This is a genomic window from Pantoea sp. X-Soil-TKNS-1279, from assembly GCF_059730565.1.
In genome coordinates this window covers 428,487-446,526 of sequence record NZ_AP035949.1, presented here as the reverse complement: position 1 = coordinate 446,526, position 18,040 = coordinate 428,487, and the positions used below count along the sequence as shown (strand labels likewise).

16 protein-coding genes are annotated in these 18,040 nt (G+C 55.7%); 6 read left to right on the top strand and 10 right to left on the bottom strand.

The window, feature by feature from the left end; translation table 11 throughout:
- The first annotated feature begins 321 nt into the window (after positions 1-321).
- Positions 322-1,245, top strand: coding sequence for a nitrogen assimilation transcriptional regulator NAC (nac, locus tag AC6I8N_RS22175; protein WP_497830789.1), 924 nt, complete (start codon positions 322-324; stop codon positions 1,243-1,245).
- Here nac and AC6I8N_RS22170 read toward each other — a convergent pair whose 3' ends face one another.
- The gene (locus AC6I8N_RS22170) at positions 1,246-1,908 is read right to left on the bottom strand and encodes a TetR/AcrR family transcriptional regulator (RefSeq protein WP_208725728.1); all 663 of its coding nucleotides are present in this window, start codon (positions 1,906-1,908) and stop codon (positions 1,246-1,248) included. It abuts the gene before it with no gap.
- An 80-nt stretch (positions 1,909-1,988) separates the two neighbouring features.
- On the opposite strand from AC6I8N_RS22170, the gene AC6I8N_RS22165 reads away from it, so the two are divergent.
- Entirely contained in the window at positions 1,989-3,503 is a 1,515-nt protein-coding gene (locus tag AC6I8N_RS22165) for an MDR family MFS transporter (protein WP_497830788.1), read from the top strand.
- A 121-nt stretch (positions 3,504-3,624) separates the two neighbouring features.
- A complete protein-coding gene (locus AC6I8N_RS22160) occupies positions 3,625-4,983 on the top strand; it encodes an 8-oxoguanine deaminase (protein WP_497830787.1) in 1,359 nt (452 codons plus the stop codon).
- A 44-nt stretch (positions 4,984-5,027) separates the two neighbouring features.
- Here AC6I8N_RS22160 and AC6I8N_RS22155 read toward each other — a convergent pair whose 3' ends face one another.
- Positions 5,028-6,440 (bottom strand): amidohydrolase family protein, encoded by a 1,413-nt coding sequence (locus AC6I8N_RS22155; RefSeq protein ID WP_497830786.1) that lies wholly within the window; start codon positions 6,438-6,440, stop codon positions 5,028-5,030.
- Positions 6,441-6,453: 13 nt separating this feature from the next.
- Positions 6,454-7,416, bottom strand: coding sequence for an ABC transporter substrate-binding protein (locus AC6I8N_RS22150; protein WP_244634076.1), 963 nt, complete (start codon positions 7,414-7,416; stop codon positions 6,454-6,456).
- A 569-nt stretch (positions 7,417-7,985) separates the two neighbouring features.
- On the opposite strand from AC6I8N_RS22150, the gene AC6I8N_RS22145 reads away from it, so the two are divergent.
- The 3 genes from AC6I8N_RS22145 (at position 7,986) to AC6I8N_RS22135 (ending at position 10,895) form a co-directional block, all read left to right on the top strand.
- Positions 7,986-8,966, top strand: coding sequence for an isopenicillin N synthase family dioxygenase (locus tag AC6I8N_RS22145; RefSeq protein WP_497830785.1), 981 nt, complete (start codon positions 7,986-7,988; stop codon positions 8,964-8,966).
- A gap of 238 nt (positions 8,967-9,204) precedes the next feature.
- Complete coding sequence (locus AC6I8N_RS22140) at positions 9,205-9,732, top strand: C40 family peptidase (protein WP_497830784.1); 528 nt, start codon at positions 9,205-9,207, stop codon at positions 9,730-9,732.
- A 53-nt stretch (positions 9,733-9,785) separates the two neighbouring features.
- The gene (locus tag AC6I8N_RS22135) at positions 9,786-10,895 is read left to right on the top strand and encodes a GGDEF domain-containing protein (protein WP_497830783.1); all 1,110 of its coding nucleotides are present in this window, start codon (positions 9,786-9,788) and stop codon (positions 10,893-10,895) included.
- On the opposite strand, the gene AC6I8N_RS22130 is transcribed toward AC6I8N_RS22135, so the two are convergent.
- Genes AC6I8N_RS22130 through AC6I8N_RS22100 form a run of 7 tightly spaced genes read right to left on the bottom strand, consistent with a single transcriptional unit; the run spans position 10,892 to position 18,032 of the window.
- A complete protein-coding gene (locus AC6I8N_RS22130) occupies positions 10,892-11,905 on the bottom strand; it encodes an oxygen tolerance domain protein (protein WP_497830782.1) in 1,014 nt (337 codons plus the stop codon). The genes AC6I8N_RS22135 and AC6I8N_RS22130 overlap by 4 nt on opposite strands.
- Complete coding sequence (locus AC6I8N_RS22125; protein WP_497831167.1) at positions 11,902-13,431, bottom strand: VWA domain-containing protein; 1,530 nt, start codon at positions 13,429-13,431, stop codon at positions 11,902-11,904. Before AC6I8N_RS22125 ends, AC6I8N_RS22130 begins: the two co-directional genes overlap by 4 nt.
- Positions 13,431-14,405 carry a VWA domain-containing protein gene (locus AC6I8N_RS22120; RefSeq protein ID WP_497830781.1) on the bottom strand — a complete coding sequence of 325 codons (975 nt, stop codon included), beginning with the start codon at positions 14,403-14,405 and terminating at the stop codon, positions 13,431-13,433. The genes AC6I8N_RS22125 and AC6I8N_RS22120 overlap by 1 nt, the downstream gene beginning before the upstream one ends.
- Entirely contained in the window at positions 14,398-14,838 is a 441-nt protein-coding gene (locus tag AC6I8N_RS22115; protein WP_497830780.1) for a DUF4381 family protein, read from the bottom strand. The genes AC6I8N_RS22120 and AC6I8N_RS22115 overlap by 8 nt, the downstream gene beginning before the upstream one ends.
- Complete coding sequence (locus tag AC6I8N_RS22110) at positions 14,819-15,745, bottom strand: DUF58 domain-containing protein (RefSeq protein WP_497831166.1); 927 nt, start codon at positions 15,743-15,745, stop codon at positions 14,819-14,821. The genes AC6I8N_RS22115 and AC6I8N_RS22110 overlap by 20 nt, the downstream gene beginning before the upstream one ends.
- Positions 15,745-16,740 carry an AAA family ATPase gene (locus AC6I8N_RS22105; protein WP_497830779.1) on the bottom strand — a complete coding sequence of 332 codons (996 nt, stop codon included), beginning with the start codon at positions 16,738-16,740 and terminating at the stop codon, positions 15,745-15,747. The genes AC6I8N_RS22110 and AC6I8N_RS22105 overlap by 1 nt, the downstream gene beginning before the upstream one ends.
- On the bottom strand, positions 16,740-18,032 hold the full coding sequence (locus AC6I8N_RS22100; RefSeq protein WP_497830778.1) for an anaerobic sulfatase maturase: 1,293 nt from the start codon (positions 18,030-18,032) through the stop codon (positions 16,740-16,742). Before AC6I8N_RS22100 ends, AC6I8N_RS22105 begins: the two co-directional genes overlap by 1 nt.
- Positions 18,033-18,040 lie beyond the last annotated feature (8 nt).

Here is an 18,040-nt window from a genome sequence, read left to right as displayed (position 1 = left end):
GAAGCGCATACACAGGTTTTTGCAAATGAATACAGATGATGAGGGTCGAGAGGTTTATATTTCTTATGTTTGAGTCATCTGTTAAGCGCGTTAACGAAACGTGCTAAATACCGTCCTACCATAGGGGCAGAAATAAAGGTTGCGATAAGATAATTTTGTTTTGGCTGGATAGTATTTACTTATTGCCTGCTCAGGCCTTTTCTTGTGGGTGCTCATATAAAACACCTATCTGGCGAAAGGCATTCCTTCTTACCGGTAAAAAAATAAAGTCGATATATTCTTGAAATAATAACGCAGGCGTTAACCAGCGATGAGAGTAAGATGAATATACGGCGTCTGAAGTCTTTTATTACCATTGTGGATATGGGTAGCATTACCCGTGCGGCGGATGCGTTGCATATTGCGCAACCTGCACTGAGCCAACAACTGGTGGCGCTGGAGGAACACTTTAAACGGCAGTTGTTGATTCGCAGCCAGCAGGGCGTGATGCCTACCGAGGCGGGGAAAGTGTTGTATGGTCATGCCAATGCCATGCTGCGTCAGTTTGCGCAGGCGGAGGTGGATGTCCTGAGCGCCGGGCAGTTGCTATCAGGACGGGTATCGGTCGGGCTGGCACCGTTCAGTGCCGCTTCCACGCTGGCGATGTCGTTGTTGAGCGAAATGCGGCAACGCCATCCGGGCATTCTGCTGCATTTGGTCGAAAGTGTCGGGCAAGCCTATAGCGAGTTGGTCGCAAACGGGCGGCTGGAGATGGCGCTGTTGCACGGTTGTGGCGGCATCAAAGGGCTGCATTACCAACCGCTACTGGAAGAGTCTTTGTATTTTGTCGCCCACGCTGATTTTGATTTCGACGATGACGGCGGTCCGTTGCAGGTTAGCCAGCTCGCGGCTATGCCGATGGTACTGCCACCCGCTTACAACTTTGTGCGTCGTGCAATAGATGAAGCCTTCAGCCTGCACCAGCAAACCATCAATATTGTCGCTGAACTGGAAGCAGTAAAAAGCATCGCCAGGGCCGTGGATGCTGGCCTGGGTTGCACCATCATGCCAAAGGCGATTGCCGAGCATATTCAGTCGGAATCGCGCAATGTGATTATTCGATCCATCAGTGGCCCGGCCATCAGCCAGACGCTATCGCTCTGTGTATCGGACCGCACGCCGTTATCGGAACCGGCAGCGGCGGTACGCGAGCTGTTAATTGAGCTAACGTCGGGGTTGACGCAGGTAGGGAGGATCCTTAGCTGACTAAACAGGCCTGATGCCGCGACAAAACAAACTCAGCGTGTGGGCGACAATCTTTTCACGGTTGAACGCCGGATCGTTGGCAAAGCGTGAGAAGGGCACCAGCACCATACTGAGAATTGACGTCATCAACAGTTGCGGCTCCAGATCCGGGTTGAGTAGACCTTGCTGCTGCCAGCCCTCAATCAGGCTTTTAACTTTATCGCGCTCCGTATGACCGAAGCGATTTTTAATATGCTGGCCTAATCCTCCCTGACCTTCGGTAACTTCCTGCATCCACAGCGGCCCAAACCAGTGATGGGTGGCGATAATATCGGCAATCTCGCGGATAAACGCGCTGAAAGTAGTGACAGGGTCACGCGGCTCATTAACGAAATGCGCCACCAGACGCTGGCGCAGCGGCAAAAAACGTTCCTCAACCACCACATCCAGCAGGGCTTCGCGCGACTTAAAGTAATAATTCAGCATCGCCGGGCTAACGCCTGCCTTACGCGCAATGGCATTCAGCGACGTCTCCGCAATGCCGTGTTCCGCATACAACGACAGGGTGATATCCAGCAAATGTTCGCGCTGTTGGGCATTGATTGCGCCGCCGCGTGGACGACCGGGACGGCGCGGTTCGGATTTAGCTGATTTTCCCTCAGAAGGGACTTTCTGTGCGGTCATTTTTGCTTACTCACTTGTATCCTGTCAGACTTCGATCAATATTAATTGTGTATTTAATTAATTTCAATCTGGTGTCCCCTATGAAATCCGAATCTTTGGCACAACACGCTGCCAGCGGCGACCCGGCGCGTCAGTCATTTGGCTGGTTACTGGGCGCATTAATGCTGGTAATGCTGTTATCGGCCCTGGACCAAACCATTGTTTCCACAGCCTTACCGACCATTGTGGGTGAGCTGGGCGGGTTGGATCGCCTGTCATGGATTGTGACAGCCTATATGCTGGCTTCAACCCTTGTTGTACCGCTGTACGGTAAATTTGGCGACCTGTTTGGCCGTAAGCGCGTGCTGCAAATCTCGGTGATTCTGTTCCTGGCAGGCTCCGCGCTCTGCGGGTTGGCGCAGAACATGGAACAGCTGATTTTTACCCGCGCCTTACAGGGGCTGGGCGGTGGCGGCCTGATGGTGGTGAGCATGGCGGCAGTGGCCGATGTGATCCCGCCTGCTGAACGCGGTAAATATCAGGGATTATTTGGTGGCGTGTTTGGTCTGGCAACGGTGGTTGGCCCGTTGCTGGGTGGTTTTATCGTGCAACACGCCTCCTGGCGCTGGATTTTCTATATCAACCTGCCGCTGGGTTTGTTTGCGCTGCTGGTGATCAACGCGGTGTTTAAGGCCGACAGCAAACGCAAAGCACATGAAATCGACTATCCCGGTGCGTTTTTCCTCAGTCTGGCGCTGGTGGGGATCACCCTGTTCACCAGCGAGGGCGGCTCGGTGCATGCCTGGTCCGATCCACAACTGTGGTGCATCCTGGCATTTGGCGTGGTGGGGTTGATTGGTTTTGTTTACGAGGAACGTCGCGCCTGGGAGCCAATTATCCCGCTGACGCTGTTCCGCAACCGCAGCTTCCTGCTTTCCAGCCTGATCGGTTTTATTGTCGGAATGTCGCTGTTCGGCAGCGTCACGTTTCTGCCGCTTTACTTGCAGGTGGTAAAAGGGGCGACGCCTACCGGAGCCGGATTGCAGTTGTTGCCGCTGATGGGCGGCTTGCTGGTGACCTCGATTATCAGCGGTCGCATTATCAGTCATACCGGCAAATATCGCCTGTTCCCAATTGCCGGTACTTTGCTGGCAACCGTCGGCATGGCGCTGATGACTACGTTGACGCTGGACGACCCCACCTGGCATATCTGGCTGTTCTCCAGCATTCTCGGGATGGGAATGGGGATGGTGATGCAGGTACTGGTGCTGGCGGTGCAGAATACCGTCTCGCCGGACAGCATCGGTGTGGCAACCTCATCGGTGACCCTGTTCCGCTCGGTTGGCGGCTCAATTGGCGTGGCGTTATTTGGCGCGATATTCAGCCAGGTGCTGAAATCAGGCCTGACAAAGCTGATGGAAAAGGGCGCCGAGCTACCGCGCAGCCTCGACCCGGAAGCCATCCACCATCTGCCAATTGAGGTACAGACGCCGTATTTGCAGGCCTTCGGTGATGCGGTACACGCCGCTTTTATGATGGCAGCGGCCGTGATGTTGCTGGCATTTTTGTTGTCGTTGTTTATGCCGGAATCGACGTTACGACACAAAAACGCCTGATAACTTTTCAGACCATCGCTTTTGCGGCATAGTAGTGCCGCATCGCGATGCGCCTGGATCAGCAGACAGGCAATAACTGAGCTGGCTAACCCTTATGTTTATCAACTGAGAGGAGCCAGCCATGTGCGCTGCCCGTATCTGGATCAAAAACCCCTTAGCAGTCTTTCTCCCTGAACAACTCGATGGCCGTGGTGGTCTGGTGATTGAAGATTCGCGTATCAGCGAAATTCTTCCTCTCGGCGCGTCACCGTCGCAGCCTTGCGATAATGTGGTGGATGCGCGTGACCATGTGGTGTTGCCTGGCCTTGTCAACGCCCATCATCACTTCTATCAAACCCTGACCCGCGCCTGGCTGCCGGTGGTGAACCAACCGCTGTTTCCGTGGCTAAAAACTCTCTACCCGGTGTGGGCGCGTTTAACGCCGGAGGCGTTGCATCTGGCTAGCCAGGTGGCAATGGCGGAGCTGTTGCAGTCCGGCTGCACCACCGTCAGCGATCATCATTACCTGTTTCCGCAGGGCATGGAGCAGTCGCTGGATGTGCAGGTCGAGGTGGTGCAACAGTTGGGTATGCGCGCCTTGCTGACGCGCGGCTCGATGAATCTTGGCGAAGAACAGGGCGGCCTGCCGCCGCAGCACACCATCCAGGATGCTGACACCATTTTGCAGGACAGCCTGCGCCTGATTCAGCGCTATCACCAGCGTCATGACGGCGCGCAAATTCAGATTGGCCTTGCGCCTTGTTCACCGTTCTCCGTCACCACCGATTTGATGCGGGAGATCGCCCGTCAGGCGCAGCAGCACGATGTCCGTCTGCATACTCACCTTGGCGAAACGCTGGATGAAGAAGCCTTTTGCCAGCAAACCTTTGGGATGCGCACCGTCGATTATCTGGAGCATGTGGGCTGGCTGAGCGATCGCACCTGGCTGGCACATGGTATTCATTTCAATGACGACGAAATCAAACGTCTCGGTGCCGCCGGAACCGGAATTTGCCATTGTCCGGTATCCAATATGCGGCTGGCGTCGGGGATTTGCCCGACGGTGGAGCTGGAAGCAGCAGGCGCACCGGTAGGGTTAGGTGTTGATGGTTCGGCCTCGAATGATGCCTCGAACCTGATGTACGAAGCGCGCCAGGCGTTATATCTGCAACGGCTGCGTTATGGCGCACAGCAGATCACACCACAACGGGTATTGCGCTGGGCGACCGCAGGTTCTGCTCGTCTGTTGGGGCGCAGGGATATTGGTGAGCTGGCGGTCGGAAAGCAGGCCGATCTTGCGCTGTTTAAACTGGATGAGCTGCGTTTTAGCGGCAGTCACGATCCGCTTTCGGCGTTGATTTTGTGTGGCGCGGAGCGGGCAGACAAAGTGATGGTGGGGGGCGAGTGGCGCGTGTCGGACGGTGAAATTATCGGGCTGGATAGCGAGGCGTTGATGGTAAAACATCGCGCTGCCGCCAGGGCCTTGATTGCCGGAATGTAATCCATACGCCTGTATCGGCGCGATTTATCGCGCCGATACGGGCGTTACCCTGTCACATCCGCGCGGCGTTGCAGCGTTTTCACCGCATCCGCGGCGGATTGTCCCAGCTCGCGCAAATCCAGACCCGCAATCAGATCATCCTGCATAATGATGTTGCCCTGGCAGAGCAGCGCTTTGATGCGCGCCCGTCCACCGCAGGCAATTGGCCCAATCGCCATATCATGCAGGCCGAAGTAGCGCGGATCGTCCAGTTGGTAGATGGCGATATCAGCCGCCATGCCCGGTGCGATTTCCCCGGTGTGCAGTCCCAGCACCTGAGCGCCACCCTGCGTTCCCCAACGGAGGACATCTTCAATGCTGGCGGCATCGCCACCCCCTTCAAACCGGCCACCGGCATAACGCGGTTGCGCCAGCATGCCTTTACGCGCACGTTGCAATTGCCAGGCCGCGTGCGTTTCGCTTTGCATATCGGCCGCTTCGTTCGACGCCGCGCCATCGACACCAATGGAAACTTGCACACCAGCCTGTTCCAGCGCAACCAGGTCGGCAATGCCACTACCCAGACGGGCGTTGCTTTGTGGGCAGTGGGCAATGCCACTGCCCGCGGCACCCAGCAAGGCAATCTCCTCAGGCAACAGTTTGACCAGATGGGCGAACCAGACATCGCGGCCAATCCACTCATGTTCGGCGCAGAACTGCAAAGGCGTCATACCAAATTTGGCTTTAGCGGCATCGAGATAATCCACGGTTTCGGACAAGTGGCTGTGCAGACGAATGCCAAGCTGACGCGCCAGACGGGCGCTGTCGCGCAGTTCCTGTGGCGTGGTGGAGTGCAGCGTAGTGGTGGGGGCCATCACCACCTGGCGCATGGCGAGAGCATCCGCCTGATGATATTGCGCCACCAGCCGTTCAACATCGGCCATCATGGCGTCGAATTTTTCCGGGCGCAGCGCGGTGGGCAGATCACTTTCTAACCCACGACTTTGGGTTGCGCCACCCCGGCATAAGACAAAACGCACGCCAAGACGCTGCGCCTCTTCAAACAGGATCTGCGCGCCATCGAACGGCATATCTGGCCAGTAAAGGTAGTGATGATCGGCAATGGTGGTACAACCGGAACGCACCAGTTCCACCAGCCCGATCCGTGCTGCAATGCGGAAGGTGTGTTCATCAAACGCGCCGCGAAAACGGTAGGGCGTGGCCGCCAGCCAGGCCCCGAGGCTTTGATTTAGTCCCTGGGGCTCGCCCTTCAGCAACGACTGGAACAAATGATGATGGGTATTCACCCAGCCGGGATAGACCACACAGTCGCGCGCGTCGATGACCTGCTCACCGGCCTGGGCGGTCAGGCTACCCATTTCCAGGATCAAACCCTGGTCGATTCGGATATCACGCGCCGGACTGCGCGGCTGCTGGCGGTTGCCGGTGAGAATGGCAGAACAGTTTTTTATTAGCATCTTGCAACCTGCCTTACATCGCCGCCTGGCGATAGAACTGGGTGGTAAAGGCTTTTTGCCACGGGGTGGCGGCATCCAGCAGTCCGGCTTTCACCATAAAGTCGCGTGTGGTTTGCCAGCGTTGTGGCGTCATCACCCCCAGCCCCTGTTTCGCCGCATCACCACCATCAATCAGATGCAGCGCCTTCATCTGAGAAACGCCAAACGCGAGGATGGCATCGGTCATCTGCGGGTTCTCTTTTTTGATCAGCGCATTCCCGGCAGCAGGATCGGCGAGGTAAGATTTCCAGCCCTCCATCGAGGCTTCCACAAAACGTTTCATCACATCAGGTTTTTGCTGCAACAGGTCGTCACGGGTAACCAGAATGCCGCCGTAGGCCGGATAACCGTAATCGGCGAACAGGTAAAATTTGCTGTCCGGCTGCGCGGCTTTGATCTGTTGCACTTCCGAGGTGGCGTAAGCTTGCTGGGCGGTATTTTTATCGGCGAGGAACGGTTGCATATTGAAGGTATAAGGGCGCACCTGACCATCGCTGAGTTTATATTTCCCCTTTAGCCAGGGCCACCAACTGGCCTGGCCACTGGCGGACACCAGCACGGTTTTGCCTTTCAGCCCTGCCAGATCCTTCACGTCACCGTGGGTCATGATGCCCTGAGGATCAAACTGGAATGGCGCAGCGATGGCTTTTAACGGGAAATTACGCTGGATGCCCTGCAATACCTGAAGATCGTAGCTGACGATGACATCGGCGCGGTTAGCCAGCAGCAACGTCATATTGTTCAACTGTGGCCCGCCGGATTTTACCTCGACATCTAAGCCATATTTTTTATAGATACCGGTAGCCACGGCCTGGTAATAACCACCTTGTTCGGCCTGCGCCACCCAGGTGGTTTGCAGCACCAGCTTATCCGTCGCATGGGCGAGGGCAGAGGCAGCGATAAGCGCTGTAAACAGGGACAAACGGAAGGACGACATTGACATAACAAACCCCCAAAGCAAACGCATACATTGTGTCTGTTATCAGGGGATGATGCGGCGTATGAACCTGCTCACGATGCATAACACCGTCCCCTGACGAGGTACAGCCGAAGCTGTAGAGCAATGTTCCGCATGACGAAGACGCCACGCTAACCGCTTATACTCTGCATCGAATTTAGCAAAGCCCATGCCATTCTCGTGTTCATTGCTTATCCGAATGAATTTATTGAAGAAACGTGATGGCAGAGTGGGTATGTTGGTGTTGTTTTGCTTTTTTGTGATGCATTGGTTGCTGATTTGCACTTCCGTGGTGCATCTGCGCCCGTGGCGGCACGATTTATCGTGCGTCTTTTGCAAGTGATGCCCAACACCTGCGCGATAAATCGCGCCGCTACGGGCGGTGCGTTTTTTGGCATAGTTATTGCCTGTGATAAAAATGAGTAGAAGCTGTCAGCCGCGGTGATTACCCGGTAGGTCATTGCTCGATCGCCCGCCAGACGGGCGCGGGGATGGCCTGTCCGTTGTTGCGCAGGTCATCCGTTATCTGTTTATAACGAGGTGTACCAATGGAAAAGACAACAGCTTACGCCATGCATGAACTCACCAAAGAATCGCGCATGGGCGCACGCGGCAGTGAAGCGGCGCGCGAAATACGCATCATCGACCTCTCCGATTTTGACCAGCGCAAACACGAAATTGCCGACCAACTGTGGCAGGCCGCCACCGATATTGGTTTCTTCCAGGTGGCCGGTCATGGCATTCCACTGAACGATATTAACGCCGCCTTTGCCAATGCCGAGCGCTTCTTTGCGCTGCCGGAAAGCGACAAGGCGCGTCATCCCCTCAGTCGCAATGCAGGCTGGGAATACCGCGCACAGATTCGTCCTTCCACTGGCAAACCTGACCACAAAGAGTCGTACCAGATCACCCTGCCGCGAATGGATGGCCTGTGGCCGGATGACAACACCTTGCCCGGCTTTCGCGCTGAAGTGATGAAATTCGAACGTCAGTGCTGGGCGGTGGGGATGCAACTGCTCTCCTGCTTTGCCCTGAAACTCGGTTTCCCGGAGGACTTCTTCACCCGTGCACATGAACCTTCCCGTGAGACTTACCAAAGTACGCTGCGTATGCTGCATTACTTTGCCATCACCGGGGAGGTGGACGGCCCGTGGCGTGCCGGTGCGCATACCGATTTCGATTGTCTGACCTTGTTATTTCAGCGTGACGGGCAGGGTGGTTTACAAGTGTGTCCCGGCAAAGAAATGGAAGACCAGGTATGGACGCCCATTACCCCACTGGAAGGTGTGATTACCTGCAATATTGGCGACATGCTGATGCGCTGGAGTGATGATAAATTGCCGTCGAATTTCCATCGTGTCGCCAATCCGCTGCCTGGTGTTTCCGTACCGGCGCGTTATAGTCTGGCGTTTTTCTGCCAGGCAAATGAAGACGTGATAATTGAAGGACCGGAGAAAAAATATCCACCGATTTCGGCGCAGGATTATCTGGCGCAACGCATCAGCGCCAACTTTTCCGGTAAATATTGACAATAATTTGAGCTAAGTTTTATTTCTACCGGGCAGAATGGTGATAATCATCCTGCCCGTGCTGACTATTTCGCCAAAATAAGATTTAACTATTTACCGCAGGAAATATCCTGGTATTGTGGTGTAAGCTGTAGTAAGTCAAAAGTAAGGTCGTGTAAGTCTGGTTGGTTCTGATGTTCCGGTCATCGGTCCTGCGGTATAAACCTGAATCTTTATTGAGTGAGCGACATATTCAGCCATGAACCCCTCAGCCATCACCCAAGCGCTGGCCGCTATCATTTTTCTCTCTGTCGCGGGATGTTCATCCCATCGTGCTGAGCAGGTTAATAATGATTCAACAGAGCAACAGCCCGATCTTATTCCGGTGATTGCTGCGCTGCACGATCAAATGCATTCCTGGCAGGGAACGCCTTATCAGTGGGGCGGCACGCAATTGTCGGGTGTGGATTGTTCCGGCTTCGTCTGGCGAACATTAAAAGATCGTTTCAATATTCCGATGGAGCGCGTCACCACCCGTGAATTAATTCAAATGGGTGAGCGGATACAACCGGGCCATATGCAGCCGGGCGATCTGGTATTTTTCCGCATAAAAAATGAGTTGCATGTGGGTTTTTACGACACCGATCAACAATTCCTCCACGCCTCAGCCAGCCAGGGTGTGATGCGTTCCTCATTAAACAATCCGTACTGGAAATCGGTATTTATTCAGGCGCGTAGATTGCACAAAGAGTACAACGCCGAAATTACGCTGAATAAAACCACCTAGTTCCTGCCGGAGAGATACACTGTTTATCAATGCGTCAATGTTAAGGATGCCAGGTGAACAGTACTCAACCGCAACGTCGGCGTGTTTCGCCGGAACGCGCTATTTTCTGGTCCGATCGCGATGCGATGATCCGGCAGGCATTATCACAGAGCCTGCCGTGGCTGGCCTTCGTTAATATCAGCTTTGCTCTGCTCATCATCTTGCGTGATCAATTATTTGATCATTTTGATGCGAGTTTATCGTCGCATCAAACGCTGATCCCGGTTATCGAGACCGGTATTTATCTGATCATCGCCGCATCCTTGTTATTGCTGGTGATACCTGCGCTGCGCCTGGCGCTGTTAATCGTGATCAGCCTGATCTGGTCACTCTGCTGCTACTGCTTCGCCGTTTACTGGCAACTGCCGTTTACTTATCCACTTGGCGTCATTTTGTTGCTGACGGCAATGGCTGCGCTCTATTTCTACCCAGCGGGATTGCTGGGCTACGTGTTGCCACTCTGGCTGGCGTTACCCATAGCCAGTTTTCAACTTAATCAGGGCATTAACCATCGCTTTACGATTATCTGGCTGATCTTCACGCTGATCCTGCTTTATGGCCGCTACATTTTGTTGCGTTGGTTCAATGAGGCGTGGCAGCGCTATGAACAGAATCAGCTGCTGATCTCGCGGCTGGATATGCTGGCACATCAGGATGCCTTAACCGGCACCGCCAACCGTCGTGCACTGGAACAGCACCTTGAGCAAGCGATCACGCAACATCGGTCGTTCAGCATCATCATGCTTGATGTTGACTACTTCAAACGCTACAACGACCACTACGGCCATCAGGCGGGAGACGCGTGTCTTGCGGCGGTGGCGGCAGTGCTGAAGGATGCGGTGCGTACCCCGGAAGATGTGGTGGGGCGTTATGGCGGCGAAGAGTTTGTGGTGATGTTACTGGATGCCACAGCGGCACAGGCTGAAGCGGTTGCTGAACGTATTCAACAACAATTGCAGCAGCGAGGGCTGGAACATGCGGCGTCAGAGGTGGCGGAGCATGTCACCGTAAGTCAGGGTATCGCCAGTGCGGCCCCTGAACGTACGGCGGAGCAATTAATTGCACAGGCCGATCAGGCGTTGTATCGAGCCAAACAGCAGGGCAGAAATCGCTGGGTGCATTAGCGTTGCCTGTTGTTCGGTAACAGCCCCGGTAAAGGCACCACCTGGCAGAGATAGCGCAGACGTCGCCAGACATATCGCACGCTGCGCCAAAGCCACTGACGGCATAGCCACAGCGCACCACAAAGCAGGCCTAACCCCGCCAGCGACAGCAGATAGGTTCCCCACGCGGTTCTGGCGGTTACCTGCAACACTTTCTCACTGCCTGCATTGCGGGCAGGGGAAAAACTGTAAGTTGCGCCAGGTAAATCAGCTTGCTGCCACTGTTGATGAACAGTATCCCACCAGCGTAATTGCAAAGGGGGAATCGACAACACACCAGGCTGTGAAGGCAGGTAACGCAACCGTTCTACGCGCTGCACCCCGACCTGTTCACCTCGTCCACGGGTGATGACGCTGTTTTGTGGTGCCAGTCGCTGCGTGTCACTGCCGGGAATGGCGTAGAGAAGTTGTGGAATTTGTGACGATGTCACATCGGTGGCGCTTAGCGTCACCACCCGTTCAATCACATCACCAATATGAAGCTCTTTATCTCTGGCGGCGGAGTAGGTCTGCCATTGCTGCTGGAGAGTCAGACTGGCTGCGGGCAGGAAACGATCGGGCTGCCGGACATCAGCAGGCCAGCTGACAGTTTTTTCCAGCGCTGCCAGTTGCACGGTTTTAGGCGGTTGTCCCGTAGATTGCAGAGTGATCTTCATGGCGGGGAGTCGCAACCTTCCCTGATCCCAGGCCGTGACTTTACGTTCCAGCCGCACGCCACTCCAACTGATGCCGTGACTCTGGCGACTCACCAGCTGATTGGGTGGCGTGGTGCTAAGCAGAACACCATTGTTGATAATCATCGCAGGCCAGCTGGGAGGCGGGTTAAACCAGCTGTCGGTCCAGAAAGTGACGGCAACGGTAGCAGGCTGACCCGGCACCAGTTTATCGGGCGCAATCAGTTCACGCGTGATATCCATATCCGCGTGCGCGACTGGCAACATCAGCAACAGCAGGCTGAATAACGTTTTCACGGTGCCTCCTCTGGCGCTGAATGATAGAGATTTTCCAGCAGGCCACCGGGTGACAGGGAGAGATTGTCATACCATTGCGTCAACTGCGGTGTTGCACCAACTTGCGGTTGGATGTCTTGTTGATTGACACCCTGGTCGGCTTTGAGATCTTGCTTGATGGCATCAGGATCGTAGTTGTTATCTTCTGACTGACTGGCCTCGCGTTCGCGCTCTTTTTGCCGGAGTTGCATGACTATTTCGGCGATTTTATGGCGATTATCGCGGGCCATTGCCCAGTCAGGACGCAGGCTCAGGGCCTGGTCGTAGCTGTTCAATGCCTGCTGCCATTGTTTCATCTGGGCATAGCAGTTGCCTGCCCACAGCAGGCTTTCCGGGCTGGGGGACAACTGGCGAAACGCAGCCAACGCAGCCGGGTAATCGGCGGCGAAATAGAGGGCGATGGCGCGGCGTTGCGCATCCTGGAAATGGTCAGCCGCTGCGGCATAATCGCCGTTATCAAAAGCGTGCTGCCCTTGCATATCCGGGGAAATCCAGACATCAAGCCAGGCGGCACGGCTATCAGGTGCTGCGATGATCAGCACTGGCACCAGCAGCAGACACAGCAATTGCCTGCGCCACACCAGCATCAACGCCAAAAGTGGCACTATCAGCCAGTAACCGCTGTCTTTCCATTGCAGATCTTTGCGCGCATTTTGCTGCTGACTGGCATCTTGCTGGATATGACTTTTCACCGCCTGAATATCCTGGTTGTCGCTGACAGACATCAGCGACACCGGAATTCCTGCATCGCGCAGTTGCTGGAAACGGGAAACATTCAGGCGCGAGTCGATACCGCGTCCCTCAAGCGACTCCGGTAGCGCACCACCGCGTGCGGTGCCAGGCACCCAAATCTGTAATGGCAACGCTTGTTGTTGCAGCCAGGCGGCATCTGCGGCGCTGAGGTTATCAGCGATCAGCAGCAGGGAGCGAGGGGTGCGGCCATCATCAGCAGGCAGATATTTATTTGCCAGCCGGAAGGCCGCCTGTAACCCGGAACCCTCGGCATCGGGCAACTGCTGCGGCTGCTGGGCGTTAAGAAACAGTGAATAGAACGCCGGATCATCGGTAAGCGGGGTAGTCAGAAACGCCTGCGCGCGAAATACCACCAGGCCAAAACGGCTGCCGGGCATCTGCTGCATCAATGTTGCCACTTTCTGTTGTAAGCGTTGCTGGCGCGTGGGGGGAACGTCCTCTGCCAGCATACTGAGATCCTGTTGCAGGATGACCATCACGTTACTTTTCGGTGTCAGTGCATCAGGCAGCACTCTCTGCCAGCTGGGACCGGCCAGCGCCAGCACACCGAGGGCAAATAACCAGGGCAACACCTGCTGCCAGCGGCGTGCTTTTTTGACGACTAAAGCGTCAGCCAGCGGTTTGTCCATTAATTGATACCAGGTGCTGCGCGCACGAAAGGTCATCAGCACCAGCAACGGACACAACAGCAGTCCCAGCAAGCGCCACGGATAGAGGAAATGGAAGTCGCTTATCATCGCCGCTCCTGCCAGGTTCGCCATACAGTCATCAACAACAACAGCAGCAGCGCCATCGCTAACGGCCAGTGAAACAATGGCCGATGCCACGACCAACCCAATGTTTTCACCTGCTGTGGCGTCAGTGCATCGATTTGCTGCCATACCTGTTGCAGTGTTGTGCTGCCGTTGGCGGCCTGCCACATCTGTCCACCGGTTAGCCGGGCAATTTCCCGTAGCAGATCAAGGTCGACTTTGTCCTCTCCACTGCTGTTGACGTCACCAAAAGCGATGGTATGCACCAGCACATGATGTTCAGCCGCCAGTTTTGCCGCCAGCGTCGGAGCCAGTTGTGACGCGGTATCGTTGCCATCCGTTAACAGGATCACCATCTTGCCAGCGTCAGTGGCGAGACTATTGTCTAGCTGTTTCACCGCCACCCCTAGCGCATCACCAATCGCGGTTTGCTGGCCGATCATGCCCGGACTTAACTGGGCGATACGCGTTTGTAACGCCTGCTTATCTTCGCTGATCGGTGCAAACGGCCATGCCTGGCTGGCGAAAATCACCAAGCCAATGCGATCGTCTTTGCGTTTATCAATAAACGCCCGCACGGTTTGTTGTACCGCGTGCAGGCGTGTCATACCGCTTCCTGCATCGTTTTTTTCCATCGAACCCGACACATCCAGTGCCAGCACCATATTGCGCATTGGCTGGGTGATCAGTTGAGGGGGCATCACATATTCGGGACGGGCAAGGGCACAGACCAGCAACAACCAGACCGGCCAGAATTGCAGGCGCGATAGCCATCCCGGCCTGTTACGAGGAGTGGCGGGTTGCAGAGTGTCGACGAGGGCGGGTAAAAAAGGGACGCGCACCACATCCTGCGCCGGGACATCGGCCGGTAATAACCGACGAACCAGCCAGGGAAGCGGCAGAAGTAGCCAAATCCACGGCCAGGCAAACTCAAGACGCGTCATCCACTCAGACATCGGGTAATCCCTCCAGCCACTGGCGGATCTGCTGACGCAGACGTTGGTTGAGTTCAGCGTCCAGTTGCGTATCGCGCTGGCAATAGCGTTGACTGAGTTGCGCCCGCGCGCTTTCATCCAACGGCAGCTGCTGCAAAAGGTGTTGCGGGGTCTGCCACTGGCTGACATCCCGTCGGGTGTGGTGCACCAGTAAAACGCGTTTGATCAGCAGCAACCAGTCATCGGCAGTATGAATACTCGCCATCGCCTGACGTGCCTCGCGCCGCCAGCGGTTACGCCGGAAGCGGGCCAGTCGTAGCAGCAGCCAGCCCAACAGCACCGCCAGACAAACCAATGCCAGCACGATCCAACCGGGTGGCAGTGGCAGCCAACCCGGCGCTGCGGGCAGTGGGGGATGTTGCAAATCCGGTACGCTAAATCCTTTTGCCAGCATGGATATTCTCCCGCTGTAGTTGTGGCAGCAGTGGCTGTCCAACGACGATGTTTTGCACCTGAATGCCAATATGTTCTAAACGTCGTTTCTGCTCCGCCAGTCGGGCGGTGACCTGCTCCTGAATTGCCGTGCTTAACATTGGTGTCAGGGAAAATGCCACCTCTGTCCCGGCATAGTGCGCGGCCAGATTGCCGTGAGCAGGTAAACGCAAATGCAGGTCGTCGAGAGTGACGTAAGCGGTGATTTCACAACGTTTCCGCAAGCCGGCCAGCAGGGCTTCACTGCGTTTATCCAGATCATGAAAATCACTGATCAGCGCCAGCCAGCTACCCGGAGGCAACAGGGTGGACAGGCGCTGCAACACCGAAGCCAGGGTGACGGCACCGCTACGATTCTGGCGATAGCGTTGCGGTAATTGCTGGTTGAGCTGGCTGAGATCGTCAAACAGGCGTGGCAAGATGACGCGCGGTGAGCGACAGGGATGGAGTATCACTTGATCATCGCCAAACAGCGCGGCACCCAGTCGGTCCCCATCATGCCAGCTGCGCCAGGCCAATAATGCCGCGATGGTTGCGGCGGCCACTGATTTCGTCTGCTGTTGGGTGCCAAAAAACATGTCAAGTCGCTGATCGACCAACAGGAAAACCGGGCGTTCACGTTCCTCGTTATACAGCCGAATCCAAGGCGAGCGGAGTCGTGCGGTGGCCTGCCAGTCAATCAGCCGTACATCGTCGCCGGGCTGATAACGACGCAGGCTGTCAAAATTCAGGCCACGGCCCTGTTGACGTGACGCCCGTTCTCCGACGAGAGCGCCAGGCGGGATTTGGCCGGGAGGATTACGCAACTGCTGCGCCGCACCTGCCAGCGCCATGAGCGCGGTTTTATCTATCGTCACCGCCTTGTTCATCATGCCACCACCGCATCAAGCAGCATGCGCACGGCATCATCGGCAGTGCAGTTATCTGCCGCCGCCTGATAACTGAGCAGCAGGCGATGGCGCAGTACCGCTGGGGCGATGCGCTGAATATCCTCTGGCAGCACAGCATCGCGCCCCTCCAGCCAGGCGTATGCCCGGCCACAGCGATCAAGTGCCAGGGTGCCACGCGGGCTGATACCGAGGCTGACATAACTGGCAAAGGCGTCACTGACTTGCTGCGGCTGGCGCGTCATTGTCACCAGATTGACGATATAGCTTTCCACCGTCGGGGCGACATAGACGCTGGCGATGGCCTGCCAGCAGGCGGCGATCTCCTGCTGGCTGAGGGAAAGTTCTGGGGCAACTGGTGCCGTAGTTGTGGGATTCGCCTGATATTTTGCCTGCTGTTCGGCGCGTACCAGTTGCATAACCCGTTGTTCATCGGCTTTGGATGGGTAATTGACGATGATCTTCATCAGAAAGCGATCCAGTTGCGCCTCGGGCAACGGCCATGTCCCTTCTTGATCTACCGGATTCTGGGTTGCCAGCACCATAAATACCCCCGGCAGCGGCCAGGTTTTTCCAGCCACGGTGACATGGCGTTCCTCCATCGCCTCCAGCAACGCAGACTGAACTCGGGCCGAGGCGCGGTTGATCTCATCGGCCAGAATCAGGTTGCCAAACACCGGTCCCGGACGGAAACGAAACTGGTCTTCTTCCCGTGTAGCCTGTTGCTGATAAATCTCGCTACCGGTGATGTCGGACGGCAGCAGGTCCGGGGTGAATTGAATACGGCGATACTCCCCCTCAAGGTGTCGAGCCAGTTCCCGCACCGCACGGGTTTTTGCCAGGCCAGGTAAACCCTCCAGCAAAACGTGACCATCACAGAGCAACGCGATAATCATCATGCGTACCAGTTCCTGCTGACCTAATACCTGTTGATTCATGCTGGTTTCGAGCGCCAGCAACTTGTCTCGCAATTCCATCAGGCATGCTCCCGTTGCTGTTGTTGGATCAGGGTGGCGATGCCCACCAGGATCGGTTGCGCAAAATCGAAAAAGGCTTTGATGCCAGGGCAGAGGTAGTTCAAACCCAGTTCGCCCTCTTTGCTGCGCACCAGACGATTTTTTGGGCATTCGCCCCAGCACAACTTCAGATAAGGACATTGCTTACAGACTTGCGGCAAGGTATCGCGTTTACCCATGCCAAAGGCTTTTTGCCGTTCGGAAAAGGCCATATGTGCCAGGGTGTTGGTGTGAATATTGCCGAGTTGATATTCCGGGTAGACGTAATGATCACAGGCGAAGATGTCACCATTTTTCTCAATGGCCAGACCTTTGCCGCAGAATTCGGAGGTGACACAAATCTGTGCGGGCTTACCCATCGTCTGCGCTACCGCCGTCTCAAACAGGTTGACCTGCACCCGGCCCAGATCGTTGTTCACCCACTCTTCAAACACGGCGATCAGAAAGCGACCCCAGTCATCGGGATCGACTGACCAGTCCGTCACGATGGAATCAAGATCGCCAGGACGCGCGCGGCGGCTGCCGGTTACCGGGATGCTGTCATCACGCCAGAAATGGGGGGCAGTTTGTTTAAATTCCACTGGCTCGACGCAAGGATTGAACTGGATATAGGTTGCACCCAGCTCACGGGTAAGAAAACGATAAACGTCCAGTGGGAAGCGCGCGTTGGTGCGGTTAACTGTCACCAGCGCATTGAAAGGCACCTGATGGCGTTTCAGCGCCGCGACACCGGTCATCACCTTGTCGAACGTAGGTTTGCCGCTGCGCGTCAGTCGATAGCGGTCATGCAGTTCGGCCGGGCCATCAATCGAGAGGCCTACCAGAAAACGATGTTGTTTAAGAAAACGCGCCCAGTTGTCATTCAACAGGATACCGTTGGTTTGTAGATCGTTTTCAATGCGTTGACCGGGTTTCTGGTATTTCTTCTGCAAGGCAACCACTTTCTCGAAATACTCCAGACCCATCAGCGTCGGTTCACCGCCTTGCCACGAGAAAACCACCTGATCGCCATCCTGACCCTCGATATACTGGCGAACGAAGGTTTCCAGCACCTCGTCGCTCATCCCGGCTGACCGATCCTGATGTAGCAGGCCTTCTTTATGGAGATAAAAGCAGTAGGTGCAATCGATATTGCAGCGCGAACCGGTGGGTTTCGCCATCACATGAAAGCGGCGTTGATACGCCGGACCTTTGCCGTTGTACTTTTCGGCTGAGGGGAGTGCACGTACCGGAATGGTGGTGGTGTATTTCATCTTGCCCT